Genomic DNA, 18,286 nt, shown 5'->3' with positions numbered 1-18,286 from the left:
GACTATCCGGAAGCACTAACAACATACTAGAAAGGCCGGCGGCCGTGACGCATCAGCAACGCCCGCGTGGCACTGTAGGACAAGGCCGCAGTGCATCCGGTTGCTATGATTTTTCTAGCGTTGAGGGCCTGCCAATAGAGGCCCTGGAGCACCGGTCAGGCTTATTTGCCGAACAGGCTGCGAAAGCCCTCACCCACGCGATCGCCCAGGTTGGCGCCGGCCCCGGTGCCAACACCCGGCAGCAGCGCCGTGCCAATGGCCGCGCCCAGCAGGGCCGAACGCGACAGCGTCACCTCGGGCTTGTCCAGCGTGCCGCCCACCGTCAGCGGCACACCCACGGCGCCGCCAATGGCCTGGCCCACCTTGCTGTCGCCCGCCACATTCACAATGACACGCCCGCTCAGCGCCTTGGCCGGCGATATCGCCACATTGCCGGTGGCGCTCAGCACGCCCGAGCTCGCCACGAGGTTGCTCAGCTGCGCCGCCCGGCCCTGGGTGTTGACCTGCCCGGCCAGCGTGTCCAGTCGCGTCTGCCCGCCGCGGCTCAGGCCCACGGTTTGTACGGCCTTGGCCAGGTCCAGGCCATTGATCACCGCATTGCGCACGGTGAACGTGGTGTGGCTCTGCAGCGCATCCACCAGGCCGCCCGTGGTCGCTGCCCGGGCGTTCAGGCTGGTGGTCGCCTCCAGCTGGCCCGACAGCGCACCGGCCGGTGCGGTCAGCGCAGACACCTCGACGCCACGCGTTTGCAGCTGGCCCTGCAGAGCCAGGGCCTCGCCGGGCTTGACCGGGGCGCCCGCGGGCGCACGACGCAGGGCCAGCCGACCCTCGATCTTGCCGCCGCCCACCTCGACCCGCAGGGCCCAGCGGTCCTCGCCAACAACGGCATCGCCGGCCTTGCTCGCGTTGTCAGCGGGTTTGGGCTCTTCACGTTGCAGCGTGGCCCGCAGTCCCTGCAGATTTCCCTTGAGCAGCTTGAACGACACGCTGTCGGGCAGGCCGTCATCGGCCAGCGCGGCCTCCGCCGCCACCGTGGTGCGCGCACCGGCCGCACTGATCCAGGTCACCTCGTCCAGCACCGTGCGGCGCGGCAGGCCCTCCAGACCCGCCGACTCCGGCGCGGGGTCAGGCGTCTTTGGCTTGGGCCCCTGCTTGGCGGACGCCGGCTGCTTTTTCTTCTGCAGCGCCAGCAACACCGCGTCTATGCCCTGCTGCGGCAACACAGCCCGCCGCACCAGCAGCGTGGAAATCGCCAGGCGCCCCTGCAACAGGGGTTGCCACTGGGGCCGCACCTCCACGCGCTCCAGTGTGAGGGGGGGCTTGCTCTGCACCACGATGCCGGTCAGCGCGACGGCGGGCAAGGGCCACACATCCACGGCCACCCCGGCCAGCGTGACCGGCATCCCCAACGCCGCCGAGGCTTCATGCTCGACGCGCTGCCTGAAATCGTCCGTGCTCACCCAACGGTGCAGCGTGAAGGCCACCGCCGCCAGCAGGACGGCCAGCCCCAGCGAAACATACACCGCCCACTTAAAAACTTTTGCCATCCGGCTATTGTGGCGGTTTCAGGCCGCACGCCGCAGAAAACACCTCCCGATCAGGGAGCTATTTCCAGCCACCCTTCCAGGATCAACAAGGACAACGCCAGGAAACATGACTACGCCCCCGGCGTCTGCTTCCTGTCGCCGCATATCGCGCTGCACGCGCCTGGCTGAAGGACCGGCCAACAGCACCGTCGAGCGCGACCAATTGCAGTCGCGGCGCATCATCAGCACCAAGGTGCACAAGGGCTTCATCCCGCCGTCCAGGCGGCCACGCACGCAAAGTACAACACCATCGCCACCGACAAGTTGCTGTCACGCCTGAAGCGGGTGGACGGGCGACTGACCAGCAAGCAGTACCTGATGAGCGAAACTTCTACCGTCACCAACCGAGCTGCGCGTGTCGGCGTCGACATGGCGCACATGGCCACGACGGGGTTGGCTCAATACTTCAACTGGATCTTGTCAAGTTGCTCTTTGCTGACCATGGGCACGTCTCCCCGCTTGTTCCAGCGATTGAGATTCCATGCACCGTCGCCAACCCACCCCTTGAGCAGCTTGAGATTCGCAGCACGCTCTGCATCCGTCGATCCGAGATACTGATACATGTTGCCGGATTTGCCTCCGGCATATTGGCTGCTTCCATCGTCCAGCCGGCGCATGAATGCACCCGTGTCGGGCCAGGAGATAAACGCAATCAAGCGCTCGTACGAATCCATGCGCGGCCCTTGTGACTTCTCCGCGTACCCCTTCTCGTCCAGCAGAAAATCGGCCCGCTCAGGCGATTGCGCTCCATGGCAGGCAACACATCGGGATTTCCAGAGTGGGGCGATGTCAGTGCGGTAGGTGACTTCCTGTGCCGCGACAGCCCCGGCGCCCAAAAGAAAGATCAGAGTCGCCGCCAGTTTCTTCAACATAAAGACCTCCTGGTTGGAGTTTGTCGAAATTGCCGTCCGGTTGGCCGGTCTCTGCAATGTAGACCTGAAAATCATGCATCGGGTTGATTCAAGACAACCATCACCAACTGCAGCCCTTGCGAACACGGTCGGCCCGATTTTGTTGGCTTGGCCGTCCGGCCAGACCCGGAAACGGCCGTTGGACGCATGCATGCCGGAACGCTCTAGCACGAATCCAGCAGCCCGTGTTGCACACGCCAATTCAGATCGGCACACACTGACGCCTGCTCACTCTTCCTGTTTCCTGTTTCCTGTTTCATCTTCCCGATTCATCTTTTCAACCCGGACACTTTCATGCCTTCTTTATTCGACCCCACCCAGGCCGGCGACATTCATCTGGCCAACCGCATCGTGCTGGCGCCCCTGACACGCAACCGCGCCCCCGACGCCATTCCCACCTCGCTGATGGCCGAGTACTATGCCCAGCGCGCCAGCGGCGGCCTGCTCGTCACCGAAGCCACCGCCATCAGCCACCAGGGCCAGGGCTATGCCGATGTGCCCGGGCTCTATGGCACTGCGCAGCTCGACGGCTGGAAAGAGGTGACCCGCGCCGTGCATGAGGCCGGCGGGAAGATCGTGGTGCAGCTCTGGCATGTGGGCCGCGTCTCGCACACCGAGTTGCAGCCGGACGGCGGCCAGCCGGTCGCGCCGTCCGCCATCACCGCCAGGACCAAGACCGTGCTGCTCAAGGACGGCGCGCCCACCTTTGTCGCCACCTCCGAGCCGCGCGCACTGCGGGCCGACGAACTGCCCGGCATCGTGCATGCCTATGAAGCCGCGGCGCGCAATGCGGTCGAAACCGCTGGCTTTGACGGCGTCGAAGTCCACGGCGCCAACGGCTACCTGCTCGACCAGTTCCTCAAGCGGGGCTCCAACCAGCGCACCGACGACTACGGCGGCAGCATCGAGAACCGCGCGCGCCTGCTGCTCGAGGTCACGCGCGCCGTCACCGGCGCGATCGGCGGCGGACGCACCGGCATTCGCCTGTCGCCGGTGACACCGGCCAACGATGTGCATGACGCCGATCCGCAGCCGCTGTTCGACTACGTGGTGCGCCAGCTCGCCACGCTGAACCTGGCCTATATCCACATCATCGAAGGCGCGACCGGCGGGCCGCGCGAAATCGCCGACCGGCCGTTCGACTATGCCGCGCTCAAGACCGCCTACCGCGAAGCCGGCGGCAAGGGCGCCTGGATGGTCAACAACGGCTACGACCAGGCACTGGCCAAGCAGGCGGTGGCGAACGGCGCCGACCTGATCGCCTTTGGCAAGCCCTACATCGCCAACCCGGATCTGGTGGAGCGCCTGCGCCGCAATGCGCCGCTCAACCTGCCCGACCAGGCCACCTTTTATGGCGGCGGCGCCAAGGGTTATACGGACTACCCAACGCTATAAAACCAGACCGCATGCCAGTCATGCATGACTGGCAATGGTTTCAGGGCTTTCTTATTTAAACGAGGCCCTGGCACAGGTATTTGGTGTGCATGTAGTCTTCGAGTCCGTAACGTGAACCTTCACGGCCATAACCGGACTCCTTGACGCCGCCGAAGGGCGCAACTTCGGCGGCCAGTGCGCCTTCGTTGATGCCGACGATGCCGCTCTCCAGCGCATCGGCCATGCGCCAGACGCGCGCGATATTGCTGGAATAAAAATACGCCGCCAGGCCAAACGGCGTGTCGTTGGCGGCGGCTATCACCTCGGCTTCGCTGCCAAAGCGCGTCACTGGCACCACCGGGCCAAAGGTTTCTTCCAGCGAGCAGGCCATGCCGGAATGAGCACCGGTCAGCACGGTGGGCGCATAGTAGTTGGGGCTAGCATAAGCCGCGCCCTCCATGCGTTGGCCGCCCACCGCGATGCGCGCGCCCTTGGCCACGGCATCGGCGACATGGCGTTCGATCTTCTCCACTGCGCGCGCGTTGATCATGGGCCCGATCTGCGAGTCGGGCGCGCTGGCCGGCCCGACCTTGAGCGCACCCACACGCGCCCGCAGTTTTTCCACAAACGCGTCATGCACGGCGTCCTGCACAAACACACGGTTGGGGCAGACGCAGGTCTGGCCGCCGTTGCGGAACTTGGCGACCATCAGGCCATTGACCGCCGCATCGATATCGGCATCGTCAAAGACGATGAACGGCGCATTGCCGCCCAATTCCAGCGAGAGCTTTTTCAGCGTACCCGCAGACTCGCGCGCCAGGTGTTTGCCGACCGGCGTGGAGCCGGTGAAGGTGATCTTGCGCACACGTGCGTCGGCCAGCCAGACATCCACGACTTCAGGTGTTTTTTCGCGCGAGGCGGTGACCATATTCAGCACGCCGGGCGGCAGGCCGGCCTGTTGCGCGAGCAACACCAGCGCCAGCGAGGTCAGTGGCGTGTCTTCGGCCGGTTTGGCGACCACGGTGCAGCCGGCGGCCAGCGCCGGCGCAATCTTGCGCGCGATCATGGCGGCGGGAAAGTTCCAGGGCGTGATGGCGGCCACCACACCAACCGGCTCCTTGACCACCATGAGTTTGCGGCCGCGCGCGGGCTCGGGAATCATGTCGCCATAGGTGCGGGTCGCCTCTTCGGCAAACCACTCGACATAACTGGCGGCATAAGCGACCTCGCCCACGCCTTCAGCCAGCGGTTTGCCCTGCTCGCGCGAGATCAGCCGGCCCAGGTCATGCTGGTTGGCCAGGATGAGCGCATGCCAGCGTTTCAGAAACTGCGCGCGTTCACGCGCACTGCGCGCACGCCAGGCCGGGAACACCGCATGCGCGGCATCCACGGCAGCCAGCGCATCGGCCGCGCCGCTATCGGGCACATGGGCAAAGTCAAGGCCCGTGGCCGGGTCGCTGACCGGCAGCCTGGCGCCACTTTGCGCATCCTGCCATTGGTGGTTGATAAAGTTCTGCTGGCGCAGCAGATCGGTCTGGGAGAGGGTCAAAGGCATGGAGATTGGATCAACAGGTTAGGCAGACGAAGCGGGCTTTAAACGCTTGCGGGCTGCAGGGCTATCAGGTCGGCTTCGCTGCGGTGGCACAAAATTTCCACATCGCCACGCAAACGCCGGCGCGGCGGCGCGGTGGTATCGCAGGCGCCGGAGACACGCAAAGGGCAACGGTCCAGAAAGCTGCAGAGTTCGGGATTGGGCGGGGTGCCAACCGCCATGGGCGGCAAGGCCAGGCGGCTGGTGCTGCTGCGCTGGTCCAGCCAGCCCTGGCGCAGTTCGGGTACCGAGCTCGCGAGCAATTCAAAGTAAGGGTGGCGTGCAGCCTGCGAAAACGCGGCGCGCGGCACGGACTCGACCTTGTTGCCCGCATACAGCACCACAATGTCGTCGCAGACGGCGCGCACGGTATTGAGGTCGTGGCTGATGAACACATAGGACAAACCGAGTTCACGGCGCAGCTGCGCCAGCAGGTCAAGCACCGCAGCGCCGACCACGGTGTCCAGCGCCGAGGTGACTTCATCGCACAGGATCAGATCCGGCTCGGCGGCCAGCGCGCGCGCAAAATTGACGCGCTGTTTTTGCCCGCCCGACAGGCCGCCCGGCAGGCGCTGCGCGCACTGCGCGGGCAGCTGCACCAGGTCCAGCAACTGGGCAATGCGCTTTTTCAAAGGCTCGCCCTTCAAGCCGAAATACAGCTGCAGGGGCCGCGCCAAAAGCATCTCTATGGTGTGCGCCGGGTTCAGCGCGGTGTCGGCCATCTGGAACACGATTTGCACGCGCCGCAGCTGGTCGCGGCTGCGCCCTGGCACATCGGGCGCCAGCGCCTGGCCGTCAAACAGAATCTGGCCGCGCGCGGGCGCGACCAGGCCTGCGATGGCCCGCGCCAACGTGGTCTTGCCCGAACCCGACTCGCCGATCACCCCCAGCGCCTGGCCGCGATGCAATGTAAAACTCACATCGCTCAGCACCGGCGAGCTGGGCAGGCCGCGCTTATCGAGTGCGCCGTAACCGGCGATCAGGCTGCGCACTTCCAGCAGCGGCGTGGCTGCGGCATCCGGTGCCAGACGGCCGGCATCACGCGGCGCGGGTTTGGCCGCGGCAATCAGGCTTTTGGTGTAGTCGTCCTGCGGGCTTTCAATGATCTGCCGGGTCTCGGCCTGCTCCTGCTGTCTGCCCTGGCGCAAGACCAGGATGCGGTCGGCCATCTGCGCGACCACGGCCAGGTCGTGGGTCACATACACGGCTGTCGTGTTGCGCTCACGCACGACGCGGCGAAAGGCTTGCAGCACCTCGATCTGGGTGGTCACGTCGAGTGCGGTTGTCGGTTCATCCAGGATCACCAGCGCCGGGTCGCAAATCAGGGCCATGGCCGCCATCAGGCGCTGCAGCTGGCCGCCAGAGACCTGGTGCGGGTAACGCTGGCCAATGGTTTGCGGATTCGGCAGCGCCAGGTCGCGGAACAACGCCACGGCCTTGGCCTCGGCCTGCTCGCGCGGCATCAGCCCATGGATGCTGGCCACCTCAACGACCTGGTCCATGATGGTTCGCGACGGATTGAACGACGCCGCCGCGCTTTGCGCGATGTAAGACACGGTGCGCCCGCGCAGGCTGCGCTGCTCGCCGGCCGACAGACCCAAGACATCGACATCGCCGACACGGATGGTGCCGCCCGAAATCCGGCAACCCTGGCGCGCATACCCCATCAGCGACAAGGCGATGGTGGTCTTGCCCGAACCCGATTCGCCTATCAGCGCCAGCACTTCGCCGGGCTCAATCCTGAAGGACACGTCGGTGACGATGGGCAGGTCTTTGCCGCCCGCTTGGGCCACGATGTTCAGGTGGCTGACTTCTACACGCGCGCCCATCAGCGGCTCTCCTGGTTGGCTTGGGCCCGGCCGGGCAGGTTGTCTATGACCAGGTTCACGGCAATCGTGAGCGTGGCAATCGCCAGCGCCGGCGCAATCACCGCTGCGCCGCCGGTCGGCAGGGCACCGATGTTTTCACGCACCAGCGAACCCCAGTCGGCCACCGGCGGTTGCACGCCCAGGCCAAGAAAACTCAGGCTCGCCAGCAACAGCACGGCATACACAAAACGCAGGCCCATATCGGCCAGCAAGGGGCCGGCAATGTTGGGCAGCACTTCGCGCAGCATGATGTAGGTGCGGCCCTCGCCGCGCGCGCGCGCCACGGTCACATAGTCCATGGCGTTGATATTGACCGCCAGCGCGCGTGCGATGCGGTAAGCGCCCGGCGTGTAGACCACCGCCACCGTGACTATCAACAGCGGTATCGAGGAGCCGAAAGCCGCCACAATGATCAGCGCCAGCATCTTGCTCGGGATCGACACCAGCGTATCCAGCAGCCGGCTCAACACGGCGTCAAACCAGCCGCCGTTGACGGCAGCCAGCAGGCCCAGCAGCGTGCCCGCAGCGCAGGCCATCACGGTGGCGGCCAGCGCCACGCCGACGGTGTAGCGCGCGCCGTCCATGACGCGGCTCAGGATGTCGCGGCCCAGGTAATCGGTGCCCAGCCAATGGGTCCGGCTGATCGCGTCAAAAACGCCTGCCGTGCTCATGTCGCCCGAGCCGTGCGGCAGTATCCACGGCCCTGCGGCCGCAATAAACAGCCAGAAGACCAGCACCGCCAGGCCCAGCAGGCCGGTGCGCGACCAGCGCGACAGGCGCGGCACCAGGCGCGCCGGAACGGCGGCGGGCGGAATTGTTTCAATAGCGGAGCTCATTGGTGGCGCAGCCTTGGGTTGGCGACGATGCCGCAGAGGTCGGCCAGCGTCACAAGAATCAGGTAAGCAGCGCAAAAAATCATCGCGCAGGCTTGCACCAGCGGCATGTCGCGCTGGCTCACGCCATCGACCATGAGTTTGGCGATGCCGGGGTAGTTAAAAATGGTTTCGATAATGATCACGCCACCCAGCAAATACGACAGGCTCAGCGCCACCGCATTGGCTATCGGGCCGATCGCGTTGGGCAAGGCATGCGCCAGCACCATGCGCGCAGGCGAAGCGCCCTTGAGCTTGACCATCTCGATATACGGCGCGCGCAGCTGGTCAATCACCGCAGCGCGTGTCATGCGCATCATCTGCGCAATGATCACGCAGGACAGGCTCATGACCGGCATCGCAAACGAGCGCAGCATCTGGCCCGGCGACGAGATGTCCACCGAATAAGACAGCGCCGGCAGCCAGCGCAAATGCACCGCAAACACCAGCACCGCGAGTGTGGCAACCAAAAATTCGGGCACCGAGACCACGGCCACCGCGCCCATGCTGGCAGCGCGGTCAAACCAGGAGCCGCGCCAGACCGCCGACAAAATGCCCAGCAGCAGCGCCAGCGGCACCGACACCAGCGCGGTCACGCCGGCCAGCATCAGCGAGTTGGGCAGCCGGCTGCCGATCAGGTCGGCGACCGGTGCGCTGCTGACAATCGACTGGCCGGGGTTGCCGCGCAGCAAGCCGTTCAGCCACTGCCAGTAACGTTCCGGGCCGGACTGCGTGAGGCCCATCTGCTGGCGCAGCGCAGCCAGGGCTTCAGGCGTCGCCTCCTGGCCCAGCTGCTCCTGCGCCGCGTCGCCAGGCAACAAGCCCGTGATCGCAAACACAACGGCCGACACAATAAGGAGTGAAACCACCCCCACGGCCAGCCGGCCCGCGATAAGGCGCAGGAGTTGCAGGTTCATGCCATGCCTCGCGCCGGGCCACCCCAAGCGGGGCATGCCACCTCGGTGAGCAGCGAAGACACGCAGTGCCGAGCGTGGGGACTCATGCTACCTCCCCTTCCAGCAGGGGCCGCGGAACCGGCTTTGCCGGGCCGCAGGCGCAGCGCCCCCTCGGGGGGCAGCGAGGACACGCAGTGCCGAGCGTGGGGGCTCATGCTTCCAGCCAGACGTGTTCAGCGAAGGCGTAGCCCATCAGGCCGCCGACCGGGATCGGCGACAAGCCCTTGAGTTTCTTCGAGTGGCCGTCAATGCTGGCCAGGAACAGCGGAATGCCGATGCCGCCCTGCTCGTGCACCAGCACCTGCATGTCGGCGTACATCTTGCGGCGCTTGGTGTCGTCGGTTTCGGCGCGCGCGGCAACCAGCAGCTGGTCGAACTTCTCGCTTTTCCAGCCCGACTCGTTCCAGGCCGCATCCGACTTGAAGAACTGCGTGAACAGCGTGTCGGCGCTGGGGCGCGGATTGACGTTGCCGAAACCGACCGGGCTTTTCATCCAGTGATTCGACCAGTAGCCATCGGCGGGCATGCGTTTGACGTCCAGGTTCAAGCCCAGTTTCTGCGCCGTCTGCTGCATCACCAATGCCATCTCGACAGAATACAGCGCTGCGGGCGAGGCCACAACCGGAATCGGGGCGCTGCCCAGATTGGCTTTTTGCAAGTGGAACTTGGCCTTGTCCAGATCGAAGGCGCGCTGCGGCAGGCCGGCAAAATAAAAGCGGTTGGTCGGATCGATAGGCTGGTCGTTGGCAACGACCGCATGGCCCAGCGCAATGGAACGCTTCATCTGCTCGCGGTCAAACATGTATTTCATGGCCATCACGAAGTCGGGGTTGGAGCCCGGACCACCGTCGCGGCGCATCACCAGGTCGGTGTACCCGCCCGACTGCGTCTCAAAGATCGCATGGCCGGCGGAGTCGCGCACACGCTGCACCGAACGTGGATTGACCGAGCCCACCAGGTCCAGGTCGCCCGACAGCAGCGCATTGACACGCGCGCCTTCATCGCCGATGCCCACATATTCAATCTCATCGAGGTAAGGGCGGCCCGGCTTCCAATAGGCCTCGTTGCGCACCGCGATCGAGCGCACGCCAGGCTTGAATTCCTTGACCTTGTAAGGGCCGGTGCCGATGCCGGCATTGAAGTCGGTGGTGCCGTCCTTGACGATATGGAAGTGGAAGGTGCCCAGGATCACCGGCAAGTCGGCGTTGGGCGCCTTGAGCTTGATCGTCACTTCGTTAGGGCCGCTGGCCTTCACGTCGTCGATCTGGTCGGCCAGAGCCTTGGCCTTGGAGGCAGTGGCCGGGTCCTTGTGGCGCATCAGCGAGAACACCACGTCGGCTGGGACCAGCGGCTTGCCGTCATGAAAGACCACGCCCTTGCGCAGCTTGAAGACCCAGGTGGTCGCATCCCTGGTGGTGAACTCTTCGGCCAGCGCGGGGCGCGGCGTGAGGCTGCCATCCAGCACCGTGAGGCCGTTGTAGAACATGCTGCCGCGGATGTAGTCGCTCTGGTTGGACTGCTTGGCCGGATCCAGCGTGTCATTGATTGCAGCGGTGGCGCCGGCCACCCGGATCCGTCCGCCACGGCGCGGCGTCTGCGCATGGGCGGCGCCGGCAATGCCCGCCAGGCTGCCGGCCAGCGTGGCCTGCATGCCGCCTGCCATGAGCATGGCGAGCACATCGCGCCGCTTGGCGCCTGCCTGCATCGCGTTCATCACGCGCATGCTTTCCTGGGGGCCGATCAAGGCTTGCAGTTTCTTGCTTTCATTCATGGCAGTTCTCCTGGGTGGTGGGTCGATAACAACTAAAAAAGATCAGAGCAATTTGTCTTTGATGCGGTAGTACAGGCCGATCGCGGGCAAAAACCAGGGCGGCCCGAAGTGGCCCGGAATCGCCGGCCAGCGCAGGTCGCGCCAGGGGTTGGCCGAAACCTCGCCGCCCATCACACGCGCCATGCACTGGCCCATGTGCACCGACATCTGCGTACCGTGGCCGCTGTAACCCATCGAGTAATACAAACCGTTGTGCTGACCTGCGTGCGGCAGCCGGTCTTGCGTCATATCGACCAGGCCGCCCCAGCAGTAGTCGATGCGCGCATCGCCGAGCTGAGGAAACATCTGCGCCAGCGCCTGCTGCAGGATGAGGCCACTTTTGGCGTCCGACTGCGGGCTTGACATCGCAAACCGCGCCCGCCCGCCAAAGACCAGCCGGTCGTCGTGCGTGAGGCGGAAATAGTTATGGATATTGGCCGTCGTCGTGTAGGTGCGGCGGCCCGACAAAACCTTGAGCGCGCGCTCGCGTCCCAGCGATTCGGTGGTGATGATAAAACTGCCTATAGGCACAATGCGCCGGCGCCAGAAACCGAAGCTGCCGTAGTTGCCGTGCAACGTGGCGCCCGTGGCGACCAGCACTTGCGCCGCCTCAATCACGCCGCGCGCGGTATGCACACGGTGCGCATGGCCGGTGGAAGTGATGCGTTCCAGCTTCATGGCCGGCGTCCGCGCATGGATCTGCGCGCCGTGTTTGATCGCCGCTTGCGCCAGGCCCACGGCAAAACGGCCCATGTGCATTTGCCCGCTGCGTTTTTGCAGCAGCCCGCCGTAAAACTTGTCGCTATCGACTTCCTGCCTGACCTGGGACGCGTTGAGCAATTCCACATCGGCATCGACCTCGCGGCGCAGGCGGTCCAGGCCGCGCGCCAGCGTGTCGTAATGTGCGGGGCGCGAAGCCAGCTTGAGTTTGCCGTTGCGCTCGAAATAACAGTCTATGTTTTCATCGCGGACCACTTGGGCCACGGTATTGACCGCCGCATCATAAGCGCGGTACCAGTCGCCGGCTTTTTCGCTACCGACACGTTCGGCCAGCAGCGCGTAGTCCACCGCCAGGCCGTTATTGACGTGGCCGCCGTTGCGGCCCGATGCTTCGCCGGCCACAGCGCCGGCTTCAAGCACCACGACCTTGGCGCCGCGCCTGGCCAGGGCCAGCGCGGCGGACAGGCCGGTAAACCCACCGCCCACAATCACCACGTCGGCACGGGCCGGCAAGGCCTCTTGCGCGGGCGCAAACAGCGGGGCGCTGTCGGTCCAGTAGGAGTGGAGTTTCATATCCGCCGTGTCAAAAATTAAAGGCCGACCACACCGGGCAAGCCGCCGATGTCCTGGATCTCGACGTAGTTGTACGCCGGGTTGCCAGGACCATGACCGCGATTGACGAACACCTTGTTCTTGATGCCCAGGTCATCAGCCGACATCAGGTCGTAACGCAGGCTGGACGACACGTGCAGGATGTCTTCAGGACCGCAACCGAGCTGGTCCAGCATGTACTCAAAGGCCTGCAGACGCGGCTTGTAAGCCTGGGCCTGCTGAGCGGTGAAAACACGATGAAATGGCGCACCGAGCTTGTCTACGTTCTTGTGTATCTGGTCGTTGGACGCGTTGGAAAGAATGACCAGCGGAATCTTGTCGGCGATGCGCGACAGGCCGGCCGGCACATCGGCATGCGGGCCCCAGGTCGGCACGGCGTCGTAGTAAGCCCGGCCTTCGGCGTCGGTGCACTTGATGTTCCATTTTTTGCAGGTGCGGTTCAAGGCGTTCCTGAGCACATCGGCATAAGGCTTCCAGGCGCCCAGCACTTCGTCAAAACGGTAGGCGCTGAAGTCGGCGACAAACAGCTCCATCTGCGCGGCCGGGATGCGGTCGGCAAACATCTCGCGCGCCATATCGCCCATGCGAAAACGTGTCAGGGTGCCGTAGCAGTCAAAGGTAATGAATTTCGGGCGGAAGGTCATGTCTGCAATCCTGTCTATAAAGGTTGGAAAAAAGGTTTTAGATGTTTAAACGATGCGCTTATTCGCCTGTCACGATGACGTCATTGAAACATGGGCATAAAAAATATTTGAGGCGTATTGAGGCCACTTCAAAGCGAAAACTGGTGTTTTGGACGGCCCGCCCGGCATGGACTGCGGTCCGCACGCTGGAAGTGCATCCGGCACCAAAATACCTCGCGTTAACCCTAGGCCGCCCATGAACAGGGCGCGGCCTAAACCGGCGCGGCAAAATCGACCAGCACGCTCTTGAAACGCAGGTTGGCTTCCACCGCCTGGCGTCCCAGGTCCTTGCCTATGCCGGACTGGTGATAACCGCCGGTCGGAATCACAAAGTCATTGCTGCGCCCATACCGGTTAACCCAGACCGTGCCGGCCTCCAGCTTGCGCACCGCACGCAGCGCGCGGCTGATGTCCGCCGTATGCACACCGGCGGCCAGGCCATAACACTCATGCTCCGCGAGCGCCAGGCCCTCTTCTTCTTCATCAAAGGTCTGCACCGTCAGCACCGGGCCAAAGATCTCTTCACGCACGGCGGGGTTGCTGCTGTCCACGCCTTCGAGCAGCGTGGGCAGGTAGTAGGAGCCGCCCTGGCGTGCTTGCGCAATATCGGCAAACCCCGCACCGCAACGAACCACCGCGCCGGCCTCTTTGGCGCGGCCGACTATGCCGCCTATGCGCTGGCCTTGCGCGGCGGAAATAATCGGCGGCAAGGTGGCGTCGGTATCCCAGGTCGGGCCCGGGCGGTGCGCGGCAAAACGTGCGCTCACGCGCTCTGTCAATGCCTCGGCAATACCGCGCTGCACAATCAGGCGCGAGCCGGCGACACACACCTGGCCCGCATTGCCGGTGATGGCGCCCGCAATCAGGGCCGCCAGTTTGTCGATGTCCGGTGCATCGTCAAACACCAGTTGCGGGCTTTTTCCGCCCAGCTCCAGCGTCACGGGTTTGGGGCCGTATTGCGCGCAGGTAGCCATGATGCTGGAGCCGGTGCGGGTTGATCCGGTAAACGTCATCTTGGCAATGCGCTGATGCCGGCTCAGCGCATCGCCGGCCACATGGCCATAACCCTGGACCACATTAAAGATATCCGCCGGCACGCCGGCCTGCACGGCCAACTCGGCCAGCCGCAGCGAACTGAAGGGCGTGAGTTCAGAAGGTTTCAGCACCACCGCATTGCCTGCGGCGAGCGCAGCGCCGACCTTCCATGACACCATCACCAGCGGAAAATTCCAGGGTGTGATCGCGCCCACCACACCATAGGGTTCGGCAATCGTCATGCCGAGCTGGCTATGCTGCGTGGCCGCAACCTCGCCGCCTATCTTGTCGGCATACTCGGCAAAAAAGCGCAGGCCTTCGGCGGTGAAGGGAATGTCCCAGGCCATCACATCGCGCACCGGGCGGGTTGAACCCACGGCTTCTATCAGGCCCAGGGTGGGCGCATCGGCTTCGACCAGGTCGGCCCAGCGCCTGAGCACGCGCGCACGCTCGCGTGGCGCGCGGCGCGCCCAGTCGCCGCTGCGCCAGGCTTTCCATGAGGCCTCGACAGCGCGGTCCACCAACGCCTCATCGGCCAGCGGCAGCTGCGCATACACCTGGCCGTCGGACGGACGGCGCACCGCCACCGTTTCTGCCCTGGCATCGCCGACCAAAGCGCCGTTAATGAAATGCCCTGTGGGGACGCTGATTTGATTCGGATCGAATGCTTGCAAACTGGGCCTCGTTATCAGGAATAAAAGTAACTTGCATGCTAGCCACGCTGCCGCGGCATTTGCTGCTGTAGCGGCCCGCGCCAGCGCAGCAAGTTGCGATTACGGCGGCTTTCCTAAACGATCATGGCGAAATTGTGAAACCCGCCCCAAGCATGCAAATTTGACTGGCGGTGCGCCGAAAATTAGGCAATAGTGAGCCTGCTTTTTGACGTATCGGAGAATGTCGTGCCCTCTTTATCTCAAACCCTGAAAACCTCTGACGACGGCGTCGTGCTGCAAGCCATGACGGCCGACGACCTGCCGGCCGCCTACGGGCTGTCGCAAGAAGTGCGCTGGCCGCACCGGCTTGCCGACTGGGAGTTTCTGCTGAGTTTTGGCGAAGGCCTGGTAGCCAGGAACGACGGCGAGATCGTCGGCACCGCGATCTGCTGGCCCTGGGGCAAGCACACCGCCACCGTGGGCCTGGTGATAGTCGCGCCGCACTGCCAGGGCCGGCGCATAGGCCAGCGCCTCATGCAAGGCCTGCTGGACCGCCTCGAAGGCCGCTCGGTGCTGTTGTATGCGACGGCGGAGGGCCGTGGCCTTTATGAGCGCCTGGGCTTTGTCGCCGCCGGCGAAGTTCGCCAGCACCAGGGCAAGGCAGTGCAAGCGCCGCTGATCGCGCTGGAGCCCGGCCTGCGTCTGCGCCCGCTAAGCCGCAACGACACCGAACGCCTGATAGAACTCGACACGGCAGCCTGCGGCATGCCGCGCGATGCGCTGATGCGGCATCTGATCAGCAAGGCCGACACCGTGGTGCTGGACCGCGACGGCGAAGCCCAGGGTTTTGCGATGCTGCGGCGTTTTGGCCGCGGCCGGGCGATTGGCCCGGTTATCGCGCCCGATGCAGAAGGCGCCAAAGCCCTGATCGCCTACTGGGTCAACCAGTGCGTCGGCAAATTTGTGCGCGTTGATGTGGACTTTGCCAGCGGCATGACGACCTGGCTCGAAAGCCTGGGGCTGCAGCGCGCCGGCGGGCCGCTGGCCATGGTGCGCGGGCCGGCCTTGCAGCGCGATGCCGATGTGCGTTTATTCGCGCTGGCCGGCCAGGCTCTGGGTTAATTTGAATCCATGAGGCTGGAAGTCCGAGATGACATTTCTATATAAAGCCGATCCCGAGCGCGGCGCCGTATGGCGCCAGTTGTTTGCCCAAAAAGCGCCGCAGCGCGAGTTCCGTATCTGGCCCGATATCGGCGACCCCGAAAGAGTCCGCTTCCTGGCAGCCTGGGAACCGCCCAAAGACATTGAAAAAACCTTCCCGAATCTCGAGGTGCTGTTTTCCATAGGCGCCGGTGTGGACCAGTTCGACCTGTCCGTGCTGCCGCCCGAATTGCCGGTGGTGCGCATGGTCGAGCCGGGTCTGGTCCATGGCATGGTCGAATACGCCTGCTTCGCGGTGCTGGGGCTGCACCGCAACATACCGCTTTACCAGCGCCAGCAGCGCGCGGCCCGCTGGCAGGCGCTGCCGGTCATGCCGGCCGCCGAGCGGCGCGTCGGCGTGCTGGGCCTGGGCAGCCTGGGCCAGGCCGTGCTGGCCCAGTTGCGTACCTTTGGTTTTGACTGCGCGGGCTGGAGCCGGTCGCAACACCATGTCGAAGGCGTGCAGTGTTTTGCCGGCCAGGACTCGCTGCCCGATTTTCTGGCGCGCACCGACATACTGATATGCCTGCTGCCTTTGACGCCCGAGACGCGCGGCATGCTCAATCACCGGATTTTTGCCGGCCTGCCGCAGGGCGCCGCGCTGGTGCACGTGGGCCGTGGCCAGCACCTCGTCACCGACGATCTGCTGGGCGCGCTGGCCAGCGGCCAGCTCAGCGAAGCGGTGATCGATGTCTGCGACCCCGAACCGCCACCAGCCGGCCATCCGTTCTGGCAACACCCCAACATCTGGCTCACGCCGCATATCGGCAGCATGACCCAGCCTGAAAGCGCGGTCGATGTGATGCTGGACAACCTGCGACGCTACGAAGCCGGCGAGACCATGACCGGGCTGGTGAACCGCACGCGCGGTTACTAAAAACTAAAACGCGCGCCGCACGATCTGCTGCCAGTGCTTTCACAACAGCAGGCTGCTTCACCGCAAGCACCCAAAGCAGCAGCAGTCACCAGCGATTGCGGCCTACGATGACAGCATTCCATCGAACCACTGCTGCCGCACCATGCCGTCCAACACCTCCTCCCTCATAGACCTAGACCGCGCCCATCTGATCCACCCTGTTGCGCCCTGGCGCAAACACGAACAGCGCGGCGTCACCGTGCTGGAGTCCGGCCACGGCGCCTGGCTCAAAGACGCCGCCGGCAATGAACTGCTGGACGCCTTTGCCGGCCTGTGGTGCGTCAACGTCGGCTACGGCCAGGAGAGCGTGGTGCAAGCCGCCACAGAGCAAATGCGCAAGCTGCCCTATGCCACGGGTTACTTCCACTTCGGCAGCGAACCGGCCATTCAGCTGGCCGCCAAACTGGTCGAGATTGCGCCGCCGTCGCTCAAGCATGTTTACCTGACGCTGGGCGGCTCCGAAGCCATCGATGCTGCCGTGCGCCTGATCGTGCATTACTACAACGCCACCGGTCGCCCCGGCAAAAAGCAGTTCATCTCGCTGGAGCGCGGTTACCACGGCTCGTCGTCCACCGGCGCAGGCCTGACCGCACTGCCGGTCTTTCACCGCGGTTTTGACCTGCCGCGCCCGGAGCAGCATTACATTGCCTCGCCTTATCTGTACCGCAGCCCGGAAGGCAGCACCGCGCAGTCCGTCATAGACGCCTCGGTGCAGTCGCTGCGCGCCAAAGTCGCCAGCCTGGGCGCAGACAATGTTGCGGCATTTTTCTGCGAGCCGATACAAGGCTCGGGCGGCGTGATCGTGCCGCCCACGGGATGGCTCAAGGCCATGCGCCAGGCTTGCACCGAACTCGGCATACTGTTTGTGGTCGATGAGGTCATCACGGGTTTTGGCCGCACCGGCCCGATGTTTGCGTGCCAGGCCGAAGGCGTGGAACCCGACCTGATGACCATGGCCAAGGGCCTGACCTCGGGTTATGCGCCCATGGGCGCGCTGATGATGTCGGGCGCGGTGTATGCCGGCATTGCCGACGGCGCAGCGCCAGGAGTGCCTATCGGCCACGGCGCGACCTATTCAGCCCATCCCGTGAGCGCCGCGATTGCGCTTGAAGTCATACGCATCTATCAGGAAGGCGGCATGCTGGCCCACGCGCAAAAGGTGGCGCCACATTTTGCGCAAGGCCTTGATGCGCTGACAGCCCACCCGCTGGTCGGCGAAGCGCGTCACCGCGGCTTGCTCGGCGCGCTGGAACTGGTCAGCAACAAAACCACCAAAGCCGGCTTTGACCCGGCGCTGGGCCTGTCCGACCTGCTGTTTGAAACCGGCTACCGCAACGGCCTGGTGTTCCGTTCGTTTGGCGACAACATCCTGGGTTTTGCGCCGGCGCTGTGCTACACCGAGGGCGAATTTTCGCAGCTCTTCGAGCGCCTTGAAAAGACCCTGGACGAGGTTCTGGCCGTGCCCGACGTGCGGCGCGCGCTGGGCTGACACAACAGCG

At 64.6% G+C, this 18,286-nt stretch carries 14 protein-coding genes; 4 read left to right on the top strand and 10 right to left on the bottom strand.

Features of this window, described 5'->3' with window-relative positions:
* Positions 1-161: 161 nt before the first annotated feature.
* Positions 162-1,547, bottom strand: coding sequence for an AsmA family protein (locus BPRO_RS00325; RefSeq protein ID WP_011481042.1), 1,386 nt, complete (start codon positions 1,545-1,547; stop codon positions 162-164).
* 437 nt (positions 1,548-1,984) lie between these two features.
* A complete protein-coding gene (locus BPRO_RS00320; protein ID WP_011481041.1) occupies positions 1,985-2,458 on the bottom strand; it encodes a hypothetical protein in 474 nt (157 codons plus the stop codon).
* Between the two features lie 333 nt (positions 2,459-2,791).
* Between BPRO_RS00320 and BPRO_RS00315 the strand changes: the two genes are divergently transcribed.
* The gene (locus tag BPRO_RS00315; protein WP_011481040.1) at positions 2,792-3,892 is read left to right on the top strand and encodes an alkene reductase; all 1,101 of its coding nucleotides are present in this window, start codon (positions 2,792-2,794) and stop codon (positions 3,890-3,892) included.
* 55 nt (positions 3,893-3,947) lie between these two features.
* Here the strand turns inward: BPRO_RS00315 and BPRO_RS00310 are convergent, their stop codons facing one another.
* From BPRO_RS00310 to BPRO_RS00275, 8 genes are all read right to left on the bottom strand, one after another.
* Entirely contained in the window at positions 3,948-5,426 is a 1,479-nt protein-coding gene (locus tag BPRO_RS00310) for an NAD-dependent succinate-semialdehyde dehydrogenase (RefSeq protein ID WP_011481039.1), read from the bottom strand.
* Positions 5,427-5,464: 38 nt separating this feature from the next.
* Positions 5,465-7,291 carry an ABC transporter ATP-binding protein gene (locus BPRO_RS00305; RefSeq protein ID WP_011481038.1) on the bottom strand — a complete coding sequence of 609 codons (1,827 nt, stop codon included), beginning with the start codon at positions 7,289-7,291 and terminating at the stop codon, positions 5,465-5,467.
* Complete coding sequence (locus tag BPRO_RS00300) at positions 7,291-8,166, bottom strand: ABC transporter permease (protein ID WP_011481037.1); 876 nt, start codon at positions 8,164-8,166, stop codon at positions 7,291-7,293. Before BPRO_RS00300 ends, BPRO_RS00305 begins: the two co-directional genes overlap by 1 nt.
* Complete coding sequence (locus tag BPRO_RS00295) at positions 8,163-9,119, bottom strand: ABC transporter permease (RefSeq protein ID WP_011481036.1); 957 nt, start codon at positions 9,117-9,119, stop codon at positions 8,163-8,165. Before BPRO_RS00295 ends, BPRO_RS00300 begins: the two co-directional genes overlap by 4 nt.
* A 190-nt stretch (positions 9,120-9,309) precedes the next feature.
* Positions 9,310-10,929, bottom strand: coding sequence for an ABC transporter substrate-binding protein (locus BPRO_RS00290; protein WP_011481035.1), 1,620 nt, complete (start codon positions 10,927-10,929; stop codon positions 9,310-9,312).
* Between the two features lie 42 nt (positions 10,930-10,971).
* Entirely contained in the window at positions 10,972-12,261 is a 1,290-nt protein-coding gene (locus tag BPRO_RS00285; RefSeq protein ID WP_011481034.1) for an NAD(P)/FAD-dependent oxidoreductase, read from the bottom strand.
* Between the two features lie 17 nt (positions 12,262-12,278).
* The gene (locus BPRO_RS00280; protein ID WP_011481033.1) at positions 12,279-12,944 is read right to left on the bottom strand and encodes a haloacid dehalogenase type II; all 666 of its coding nucleotides are present in this window, start codon (positions 12,942-12,944) and stop codon (positions 12,279-12,281) included.
* Positions 12,945-13,195: 251 nt separating this feature from the next.
* Entirely contained in the window at positions 13,196-14,692 is a 1,497-nt protein-coding gene (locus BPRO_RS00275) for an aldehyde dehydrogenase family protein (RefSeq protein ID WP_011481032.1), read from the bottom strand.
* Positions 14,693-14,917: 225 nt separating this feature from the next.
* Between BPRO_RS00275 and BPRO_RS00270 the strand changes: the two genes are divergently transcribed.
* The 3 genes from BPRO_RS00270 (at position 14,918) to BPRO_RS00260 (ending at position 18,276) form a co-directional block, all read left to right on the top strand.
* A complete protein-coding gene (locus BPRO_RS00270; protein WP_011481031.1) occupies positions 14,918-15,793 on the top strand; it encodes a GNAT family N-acetyltransferase in 876 nt (291 codons plus the stop codon).
* A 28-nt stretch (positions 15,794-15,821) separates the two neighbouring features.
* The gene (locus BPRO_RS00265; protein ID WP_011481030.1) at positions 15,822-16,748 is read left to right on the top strand and encodes a 2-hydroxyacid dehydrogenase; all 927 of its coding nucleotides are present in this window, start codon (positions 15,822-15,824) and stop codon (positions 16,746-16,748) included.
* Positions 16,749-16,890: 142 nt separating this feature from the next.
* Positions 16,891-18,276, top strand: a complete 1,386-nt coding sequence (locus BPRO_RS00260) for an aspartate aminotransferase family protein (protein WP_011481029.1) — start codon at positions 16,891-16,893, stop codon at positions 18,274-18,276.
* The last annotated feature ends 10 nt before the right edge of the window (positions 18,277-18,286 follow it).

It is taken from the genome of Polaromonas sp. JS666 (assembly GCF_000013865.1).
GTDB lineage: Bacteria > Pseudomonadota > Gammaproteobacteria > Burkholderiales > Burkholderiaceae_C > Polaromonas.
The sequence above is the reverse complement of the archived record's forward strand: the minus strand, read 5'-3'. Positions and strand labels throughout refer to the sequence as shown.

Coding starts and splice junctions, on each gene's coding strand:
- BPRO_RS00265 (WP_011481030.1), top strand. CDS start 15,822: ATGACATTTCTATATAAAGCCGATCCCGAGCGCGGCGCCGTATGGCGC.
- BPRO_RS00300 (WP_011481037.1), bottom strand. CDS start 8,166: ATGAGCTCCGCTATTGAAACAATTCCGCCCGCCGCCGTTCCGGCGCGC.
- BPRO_RS00310 (WP_011481039.1), bottom strand. CDS start 5,426: ATGCCTTTGACCCTCTCCCAGACCGATCTGCTGCGCCAGCAGAACTTT.
- BPRO_RS00325 (WP_011481042.1), bottom strand. CDS start 1,547: ATGGCAAAAGTTTTTAAGTGGGCGGTGTATGTTTCGCTGGGGCTGGCC.
- BPRO_RS00290 (WP_011481035.1), bottom strand. CDS start 10,929: ATGAATGAAAGCAAGAAACTGCAAGCCTTGATCGGCCCCCAGGAAAGC.
- BPRO_RS00295 (WP_011481036.1), bottom strand. CDS start 9,119: ATGAACCTGCAACTCCTGCGCCTTATCGCGGGCCGGCTGGCCGTGGGG.
- BPRO_RS00260 (WP_011481029.1), top strand. CDS start 16,891: ATGCCGTCCAACACCTCCTCCCTCATAGACCTAGACCGCGCCCATCTG.
- BPRO_RS00305 (WP_011481038.1), bottom strand. CDS start 7,291: ATGGGCGCGCGTGTAGAAGTCAGCCACCTGAACATCGTGGCCCAAGCG.
- BPRO_RS00320 (WP_011481041.1), bottom strand. CDS start 2,458: ATGTTGAAGAAACTGGCGGCGACTCTGATCTTTCTTTTGGGCGCCGGG.
- BPRO_RS00280 (WP_011481033.1), bottom strand. CDS start 12,944: ATGACCTTCCGCCCGAAATTCATTACCTTTGACTGCTACGGCACCCTG.
- BPRO_RS00285 (WP_011481034.1), bottom strand. CDS start 12,261: ATGAAACTCCACTCCTACTGGACCGACAGCGCCCCGCTGTTTGCGCCC.
- BPRO_RS00315 (WP_011481040.1), top strand. CDS start 2,792: ATGCCTTCTTTATTCGACCCCACCCAGGCCGGCGACATTCATCTGGCC.